Annotated in this window: 6 protein-coding genes; 2 read left to right on the top strand and 4 right to left on the bottom strand. The window is 64.4% G+C overall.

Annotated elements, in window-relative coordinates:
- Positions 1-1,163: 1,163 nt before the first annotated feature.
- The 3 genes from HJC00_RS31130 to HJC00_RS31120 all read right to left on the bottom strand — a co-directional run bounded on the left by HJC00_RS31130 (position 1,164) and on the right by HJC00_RS31120 (position 5,670).
- On the bottom strand, positions 1,164-4,559 hold the full coding sequence (locus HJC00_RS31130; RefSeq protein WP_221165126.1) for an acyl-[ACP]--phospholipid O-acyltransferase: 3,396 nt from the start codon (positions 4,557-4,559) through the stop codon (positions 1,164-1,166).
- A gap of 92 nt (positions 4,560-4,651) precedes the next feature.
- Positions 4,652-4,933: a YiaA/YiaB family inner membrane protein gene (locus tag HJC00_RS31125; protein ID WP_008529123.1), complete on the bottom strand. Its 282-nt coding sequence runs from the start codon at positions 4,931-4,933 to the stop codon at positions 4,652-4,654.
- A 50-nt stretch (positions 4,934-4,983) separates the two neighbouring features.
- Positions 4,984-5,670 carry a PspA/IM30 family protein gene (locus HJC00_RS31120; protein WP_221165125.1) on the bottom strand — a complete coding sequence of 229 codons (687 nt, stop codon included), beginning with the start codon at positions 5,668-5,670 and terminating at the stop codon, positions 4,984-4,986.
- A 111-nt stretch (positions 5,671-5,781) separates the two neighbouring features.
- On the opposite strand from HJC00_RS31120, the gene HJC00_RS31115 reads away from it, so the two are divergent.
- Positions 5,782-6,396, top strand: coding sequence for a TetR/AcrR family transcriptional regulator (locus tag HJC00_RS31115; protein ID WP_221165124.1), 615 nt, complete (start codon positions 5,782-5,784; stop codon positions 6,394-6,396).
- A 695-nt stretch (positions 6,397-7,091) separates the two neighbouring features.
- Positions 7,092-7,871, top strand: a complete 780-nt coding sequence (locus tag HJC00_RS31110; protein ID WP_210628868.1) for an SDR family NAD(P)-dependent oxidoreductase — start codon at positions 7,092-7,094, stop codon at positions 7,869-7,871.
- Positions 7,872-7,933: 62 nt separating this feature from the next.
- On the opposite strand, the gene HJC00_RS31105 is transcribed toward HJC00_RS31110, so the two are convergent.
- Positions 7,934-8,509, bottom strand: a complete 576-nt coding sequence (locus tag HJC00_RS31105) for a DNA-processing protein DprA (protein ID WP_210628869.1) — start codon at positions 8,507-8,509, stop codon at positions 7,934-7,936.

Below are 8,509 nucleotides of genomic sequence, written 5' to 3'. Positions count from 1 at the left end.
TTCTGTGGTGCTCTGCGCATGGATCCCAGGGTCAAGCCCTGGGATGACGGAGGAGAGGTGGTCGCGAGACAGATCGGCTCACTGCGAGGAGAGGTGGTGCCGGGATGCATAAGCCGCCAGCGCGGAAGAGAGGTGGTGGCGCAGCACATAAGCCCGCCAGCGCGCAGCAGAGATAGTGCCGGGACGCATCGGCGGCAGCGATGACGCTTCGGCAGACGCGGCGCCACACTAGCTACGGCAAATGCAGCGCCTCACAAACTGCGCCGGCTCTCAAGCTGCACCGGCGGTGCGTTTGGCGAGAACGCCAACTCCACACTCCGTCATCCCAGGGCTTGACCCTGGGATCCACAGCCAAGCGCGCGGCTTCAATCGCTTCCCCGCAGCCCATCACCCTCCCCGCAGTGCCAGCCGCGTGGATCCCAGGGTCAAGCCCTGGGATGACGGAGGAGAGGTGGTGCCGGGATGCACAAGCCCGGCGCGCGGCTTCAATCGTTTCCCCGCAGGCCATCACTCTTCACCAGTGCCAGCCGCATGGATCCCAGGGTCAACCCTGGGATGACAGAGGAGAGGTGGTGCCGGGATGCACAAGCCCGCCGGCGCGAGGAGAGGCGGTCGCGCGACAGATCGGCTCACTGCGAGGAGAGGCGGCGCCGGGACGCATAAGCCTGGACGGCGCGGAAGAGGATTGGTGCCGCGACGCATCGCCGGCAGCGGTGAGGAAGCCATGGCAAAAGCGGCGCACAAGCCTCGGCAAAGCGACGCCGCACGCACCGCCCGCTCTCAAGCTGCACCGTCGGTACGTGTGGCGATAACGCCACCCCAACACTCCGTCATCCCAGGGCTTGACCCTGGGATCCACAGCCAAGCATGAGGCTTCGATTTCTCTGCGGTGGGAGGCCATTGCTGTTCAGCGCCAGCCGCATGGATCCCAGGGTCAAGCCCTGGGATGACGGAGGAGAGGTGGTGCCCGGACGCATAAGCCGACGCGGACGAGGGGTGCGGCTGGGATGCATAAGTGCGCCAACGCGGAAGCGAGGTGGTGCCGCGAAGCATCGCCAGCGGCGGCGATGAAGCGACGGCAAAAGCGGCGCCGCACAGGCTGTGCCGGCGGCGCGTCTGGCGACAGAGGAGAGCTGGCGCCCTCCCCCGCCCAACGCCGGTGCTCACGCCGCCTCTTCCTTCTCAGCCGCCCCTTCCGCCAGCTTGCGCGCGGCGACGAAATCGACCTTGCCGGAGCCCAGCACCGGCACCTTGCCGATGGTGACCTCGGCCGGCACCATCATGTCCATGGCGCCCTTCGACTTGGCGAAGGCGAGGAATTCGGCGCGGGTGGCGGTTTCGGCGTCGGTGAGCAGCACCAGGCGCTCGCCCTTCTTGGGGTCGGGCAGCGACGAGACGACCGAGAGCGCGGCGGGCCAGAGTTCGGCGGCGAGCGCCTCGATTGCCGCCAGCGACACCATTTCGCCGCCGATCTTGGCGAAGCGCTTGGCGCGGCCGCGGATCTTGACGAAGCCGTCCTCGTCGATGCTGACGATGTCGCCGGTGTCGTGCCAGCCATCGGCGAGCGGCTCGAGCACGCCGGGCTTTTCGGCGCGGAGGTAGCCGGCCATGACATTGGCGCCACGCACATGCAGGCGGCCGCCCTCATCGATGCCGGGCACCGGCTCGAGCTTCCATTCCATGCCCGGCAGGATTTTGCCGACCGTGCCGGAGCGGTTGTACATCGGCGTATTGATGGAGATCACAGGCGCGGTCTCGGTGACGCCGTAACCTTCGAGGATGCGCAGGCCGAATTTTTCCATATAGGTCTGGCGGGTCGCCGCCTTCACCGGCTCGGCGCCGGCGAAGATGTAGCGGATCGAGCGAAAATCATACGGATGCGCCGTCCTGGCATAACCGTTGAGGAAGGTATCGGTGCCGAAGATGATCGTGGCGTTGGAGACATAGATCAGCTCCGGCACGATGCGGTAATGCAGCGGCGACGGATAGAAATAGACCGGCACGCCCGAGATCAGCGGCAGCACAGTGCCGGCCGTCAGCCCGAAGGAATGGAAGACCGGCAGGATGTTGAACACCTTGTCGCCGCTGTGGAAATCGATGCGGGCGGCGGCCTGGGCGGCGTTCGACAGCACGTTGCGGTGGGTCAGCACCACGCCCTTCGGCGTGCCCTCCGAGCCCGAAGTAAACAGGATGACGGCCGGATCGTCGGCCTGGCGTTTGACGAGCGGCCGACCCTTGCGAAGAAGCCCGATCAGCTTGTCCTTGAACGAGATTTCGTCTCTGAGATCGTCGAGCCAGACGATCGTCAGCTGCTTTTCCAACTCCTCGATGACAGCGCCGAGCTTGGCCTGGGCGACGAAGGCGCGCGAGGTCAGCACGTGTTTCACCTCGGCCGCCTTGCAGGCCGAGAGGAGATTGGCGGCACCGGCGGTGAAGTTCAGCATGGCCGGCACCTTGCCTGATGTCATGACGGCGAGAAGGGTGGCGGCGGCGCCATTGGCGTTCGGCAGCATGACGCCGAGGTTCTGCTCGGGGAAGCGGGCGCGGAACTTGGCGCCGAGCACGGCCGCCCCGGTCAGGAGCTTGCCATAGGTCAGCCGGCCGGTGACCGGATCCTCGACCGCAGGCTTCTTCATGCCGAATTCGTGGCCGGCGCGGATGACCCGCTCGAGCACGGTCGACGAGGTATCGGCGGTGCGGAAGAGCAGGTTCGACATCACCTGGTAGAGTGCGGCGCCGGCCGCCGTGCGGCGCTTGCGGCCCTTCAGCTCCGTGGGCACTTCGAGCTTGACCGGCTCGAGAATGGTGACCTTGACCTTGGGGAACAGCCGGCGGCGGATCTTGCCGTCGTCGAGATAGGAGAAATAGGTCTTTTCCAGCCCGTCGATCTTGACCGGCACCACCATCGAGCCTGTCTTGTCGGCGACCATGGCGGCGCCGTCATAGACCTTCATCAGCGTGCCGGTCACCGTCAGCCGGCCCTCGGGGAAGATGCCGATCGCATTGCCTTCCTGCGCCACCTTGATCAGCGAGCGTGTCGCCATCGGCTTGGTCGGGTCGAGCGGCAGGAATTTGCACATTTTCAGGAAGGGGCGCACCCACCAGGCCTGGGCGATCTTGTAATCGACGGCGAAGGTCGGCTCCTCCTCGGTGATGGCGAGCGCGAGCGCGCCGTCGAGCAGGCTGACATGGTTCAGCGCAATGATCGGCGCCGGGCCGGCCTTCTTGATATTCTCCAGCCCCTCGACCTCGAGGCGCATGAAGGCGCGGAACAGGATCGAGATGAAATCGCGGAAGGCATTGGTCGGCAGCGTCTTCAGCATCAGCCAGGCGACGCCGAAATTGACGATGCCGAGGCCGATCAGAATCTGCGGAATGGAGGCCCCGAGCGCCTGGATGGCGGCGACCAAACCGAGGCCGACGGTGATGAACAGCGCAGACAGCACATTGGCGGCGCCGATGACGCGGGCGCGGTGATCCTCATGCGCCCATGTCTGCAGGGCGGCGAAGGTCGGCACGGCGATGAAGGCGCCCGAGATCGCCATGCCGGCGAGATCGATGGCGACGCGGATGGTATTTTCGCCGGCGAAGAAATCGAGGATCGTCGTCGCGTGCGAGGTCGAGGTGAGGCCCCAGAGGTTCCAGGCGAGATCGAGGCTGAAGAGGCCGAGCAGCGCCGTGCCGACGGGGGCCGGCAACAGCACGACGCGGCCCGCCGACATCCAGGCGGCAATGCCCGAACCGACGGCGACGGCAATCGCGAACACCGTGAGATAGGCGGGTACAACGAGCTCGGAGCCGCCGAGCAGCTCGGTCACCATGGTCGGCAGGATGGAGAGCGTGAAGGCGCCGACCAGCCAGAACCAGCAGTTCATCAGCGCCGAGCGCCACAGCCGCTTGTCCTCACGGATTTCCATGACCAGCGTGTAGCTGGAGCGGATGACATTGCGGTCGATCTCAAGATCCGGCGCCTTGGAGCCGGTCGGCGGGATCATGCGGGCCGAAAGCCAGCAGAGCACCGACAGCCCCATCATCATCGAGCCGAAGAGGACGACATTGTCGCCGCTCGAAAAGGCGAGTGCGGCGATGATGGTGCCGCCGAGGATGGCGATGAAGGTGCCGCCCTCGATCCAGGCATTGGCTTTCGGCAGGTCGCGGCGTTCGAGATGATCGGGCAGGATGCCGTATTTGATCGGCCCGAACAGCGCCGAGACGATGCCGAAGCCGAAGAGGGCCGCCATCAGCACAAAAATGGAGGAGAAGGCGAGGCCGATAACGGCAAGGGCCGCTATGCCGATCTCGCAGCGTTTCAGCAGTTCCGCCACCTTGGCCTTGTCGTGCTTGTCGGCGATTTCGCCGCCGAGTGCGGAAAGCAGCAGGAAGGGCACGATGAGGATGACGCCGGCAAGCGTCACCAGCGCCGCGCCCTCGCTCGCCGACATCTTGAAGAGGATGAGGAAGACCAGGGTGTTCTTCAGGAAATTGTCGTTGAAGGCGGTCAGGAACTGCGTCCAGAACAGCGGCGCGAATTTCCTCGATGTCATCAGATTGTGTTGCACGGCGAGACCCTCTTTTGGTGGGCAGAGAAGGCCACAGAGTTGTTACGCAAAAGTTGAGTGCGATAACAACTCTGCGATGTGGTTAAGGAAGATCAATCTTCACCGTTACGATTGAATTTGACCAGCAGCTTTTCGGTGCGGGCATCTTCGACCTTGCGGATCAGCTTCTCGGATTCGGCATTGTCGCGCAGCGTCTTGGTGATGTTCACCGTCGTCTGCACCAGCATCAATATGCCCATGGCGAGATAGCCCTTCCCCCAGAGATCGAGCGGCATCATGTAGAGGCCGAGCGCCAGCATGAAGGCGGCGGCGCCGAAGGAGATGTAGGAGAAGCTGACCCAGCTGGCGGAGTGTTTCTGGAAACTGTCGTTCATAGCAGTGACCCTTTAATTTCTAGGGGTGAATGGTTGCGTGGATGAAGGTGTCAGGCGGCCGGCGTAATGCGGCTCTTCAGCCGGGCGAGCACGTCATCGGCCGATGAGGCGAGCGGCGCGCCGCAGCCGGCATTGGCAAGCTTTTCGATGATGCCGGCCGGCCGCGTGGCGCTTTCCATCTCCTTCAGCGCTGCCGCCGTCAGATCGTTCTGGCTCTGGCGCAGGCGAAGCCGTGCCAGCGTCTCCTCGGCCTCGTCAAGGGTCGCAAGGCCGGGACCGGCGACTGCGATATCGAGCTTCTGCGCTTCCTGCGTGGCGCGGGCCAGCCGCTCGCCGCGCTGCAGCGCCTGCAGCCGCGCCTCGGCATCCCTGACGATGCCCTTCAGCTTGGCGATCGAAGTGGTGAACTGGCTTTGCGCCTGTTCCGACGCATCGCGCTCGGCTTCGAGAAAGGCGATCGCTTCTGCCGCTTCGCGCGCCAGGCCTTCATTGCCCTTGGTGAGCGCCGCGGTGGCGCGGGTCTCGAGATCGGCGATGCGGGCAAGGATCGTCTGATGCTGCGCCTTTTCCTGCTCGTTCTGGGCGATGGCGACGGCGACGCTGCGCCGCGCCGTCTGGATCGACTGGGCGGCATCGCGGATCTGCTGGGCAAGCAGCGGCACGGCGTTGCGATCGGCGAAGGCCTGCTCGGCATCATGCGCCCTACCCCGCAACAATGTGGAAATCAATTTGAACATTTCTGTCCTCCGGTTTATGAACGTTGTTCACGAGATGAGTTATGGCAGAATCATGAACGGCGTTCAAGATAAATTTTGAACGTCGTTCAAAAATTCGAAGGGAAATGGTTAATGGCCGGCAGACGAGAAGAAAAACGCGAGGATTTGAAGGCCCGGCTGATCGAGGCGGCGCGCGAGCGCATCGCCCGCGACGGGCTCGCCAACCTGCGCGCCCGCGACATCACCCAGGATGCCGGCTGCGCGCTCGGCGGCCTCTACACCGTCTTCTCCGACCTTGCCGAGCTCGTCATCCATGTGAATTCCGCGACGCTGAAGGCGCTGGAGGCGCGCCTGACGCTTGACGAGGCCAGGGGCAAAAGCCCGACCGATCGCCTGCGCAACCTCGCCCAGGGCTACCTCGCCTTCGCGGTGGAACACCGCAATCTCTGGAAGGCGCTGTTCGACCACTTCCCCCCCGCCACCAGCCCGACGCCGCAATGGCACCTCGACGAACACCTCTTCCTGATGGACATGATCGCCGAACCGCTCGCCGAACTGCAACCCGACATGCCCCCCGAAGACCGCGCCATCCGCGCCCGCACGTTGTTTGGCGCGGTGCATGGCGTGGTCAGCATCAGCCTCGAAGGCCGCTTCGTCGGCCTGCCGCTGGAGCGGCTGGCAAGAGAGGTGGACGAGTTGGTGCAGACGATTGCAGCGGGGGTGGAGCGGCGACGGCAGGGGGTGTGAGGTGGTGTTGGGTGGAGTGGCGTAGACTGTCGTTGCGGTTTCTTTCGCCGAGCCCACCTCATACTCCGTCATCCCAGGGCTTGACCCGAGGATCCATGCCCGGAGCATTGTGCCGGCCGGCGGCGCATGGAGCGGTATCATCCGACTGACGACATTGCCGTTTTCGCCGAGCCCCACCCTCTCCTCCGTCATCCCGGGGCTTGACCCTGGGATCCACGCCGCGCGCTTTGTGCAGGCCGTAGGCGCATGGAGCGGCATCATCTGACTGAGGGCCTTGCGGAACCAGCCGGAGCCTCACCCCACTCTCCGTCATCCCAGGGCTTGACCCTGGGATCCATGCCCCGAGCATTGTGCTCGCCGTGTCAGACGGAGCGGCATCATCCGGCGAACGGCCTCGCGGTTCCGGCCTAAGCCTCACCCCACTCTCCGTCATCCTCGGGCTTGACCCGAGGATCCATGCCGCGCGCATTGTGCTGGCCGTCGGCAGACGGAGCGGCAGGGAGCATCCTGTCCGTGAACGTATGTACTCGAGTGCTGCGTGTGGATCCTCGGGTCAAGCCCGAGGATGACGGAGGAGGTGGGAACCAATCTGCAAAACCGCACCCGATCGCTGGCGGACTTGTCGACCATCCCACCTTGACCGAAGCACCCCTACCCAGCACTCTGTCCCGCCACCGCTCGCGAAAGGAACCCCCATGAGCCGCATCTTCATCACCGGTTCCACCGATGGCCTCGGCCTCGCCGCCGCCCGCACCCTTATCCGCGAAGGCCACGAGGTCGTCCTCCACGCCCGCTCCCGCGAGCGCGCCGCGGCCATCGCCGAGACCTCAGCCGCCGCCCTCGGCCTCGTCATCGGCGATCTCGCCAGTGCTGCGGAAACCCGCTCGATCGCCGAACAGGTCAACGCCATCGGCCGCATGGACGCCGTCATCCACAATGCCGGCATCTACCTCGAGCGCAGCCGCGGCGAGACACCCGAAGGCCACGCCAAGACGCTGGCGGTCAACACGCTCGCCCCCTATCTCCTCACCGCCTCGATCACGCGGCCCGACCGGCTGATCTATCTCACCAGCGGCATGCACCGCAGCGGCGGCAGCACGCTTGACGATATCGACTGGAAGAAGCGGCCCTGGAGCGCCAGCCAAGCCTATTCCGAAAGCAAGCTCTACATCGCCACCCTTTCCGCCGCCATCGCCCGCCACTGGGCCGACGTCCTCAGCAACGCCGTCGACCCCGGCTGGGTGCCAACAAAGATGGGCGGCGCTGGCGCGCCGGATGATCTGGAGATGGGACATCTGACGCAGACGTGGCTGGCGACGAGCGAGGAAGAAGCGGCGAAGGTGAGCGGCGGGTATTGGTATCACCGCCAGCGGCGGGAGCCGGCGGCGGAGGTGAACGATGTTGGGTTTCAGGAGGCGCTGGTGGAGAGGCTGGCGGGATTGACGGGGGTTCGGCTGTTTGCAGCGCGCCGGTGAGTTGCAGCAATCTAGCAAGAGCGGAAGAATATCGCGTGCAAAGCAAGGAGATCACGCGCGAATTAGCGATGAAGGTGTCGAGTTTGAATGCCCCAGCCTGCGAGTTCATTGGAAAGCATTGATAAGCTCCCTCCTGGCGAAACGAAGGCGAACACCACTTGGTCAGCGAGGGCAGCGACAAAATGGTTTCGGTGGCGGGCGAGATTAGCGGTGGCGCGTTTCTCGGTTTCCGGAAATGGCGAGATGATAGTCAGCCGACCGTCGTCGAGAGCCTTTCGTTGCACAGCGGGCAATTTCAAGGTGCTGATGCCGCGCGCAATTGCCATCACAACGGGCTGTTTGCCGCGCAACAGAATATCGAGACATTGCTGCTCCAGCGGCGAATGAAAACCGCTGATTACACACCTTCTGGCATCGCGCCATGCCGCCGCCTGATCGAAAGCTTTGAGAATTGTTGCGCCAGGCGTTTCCTTCGAGCAGAGGAATGCCGTCATCGGCGCGGAAAGCGGCTCGAACGTCCCGAGGATTGAAATCGTCTTTGGAGCATCTGCGCCGAGCCGCTGGATCAGCCGGTCGGGATAAGTTCGCTCGCCTTGAGATACGAGTTTCAGGCTATCCGCTAGCTCCAGGCTCCTCAT

Source organism: Rhizobium sp. NLR22b (assembly GCF_019685295.1).
Lineage (GTDB): Bacteria > Pseudomonadota > Alphaproteobacteria > Rhizobiales > Rhizobiaceae > Rhizobium.
The sequence above is the reverse complement of the archived record's forward strand: the minus strand, read 5'-3'. Positions and strand labels throughout refer to the sequence as shown.

Excerpts from the sequence above, each read along its gene's own strand:
- HJC00_RS31110 (WP_210628868.1), top strand. The coding sequence starts at position 7,092 with ATGAGCCGCATCTTCATCACCGGTTCCACCGATGGCCTCGGCCTCGCC.
- HJC00_RS31120 (WP_221165125.1), bottom strand. The coding sequence starts at position 5,670 with ATGTTCAAATTGATTTCCACATTGTTGCGGGGTAGGGCGCATGATGCC.
- HJC00_RS31115 (WP_221165124.1), top strand. The coding sequence starts at position 5,782 with ATGGCCGGCAGACGAGAAGAAAAACGCGAGGATTTGAAGGCCCGGCTG.
- HJC00_RS31105 (WP_210628869.1), bottom strand. The coding sequence starts at position 8,509 with ATGAGGAGCCTGGAGCTAGCGGATAGCCTGAAACTCGTATCTCAAGGC.
- HJC00_RS31125 (WP_008529123.1), bottom strand. The coding sequence starts at position 4,933 with ATGAACGACAGTTTCCAGAAACACTCCGCCAGCTGGGTCAGCTTCTCC.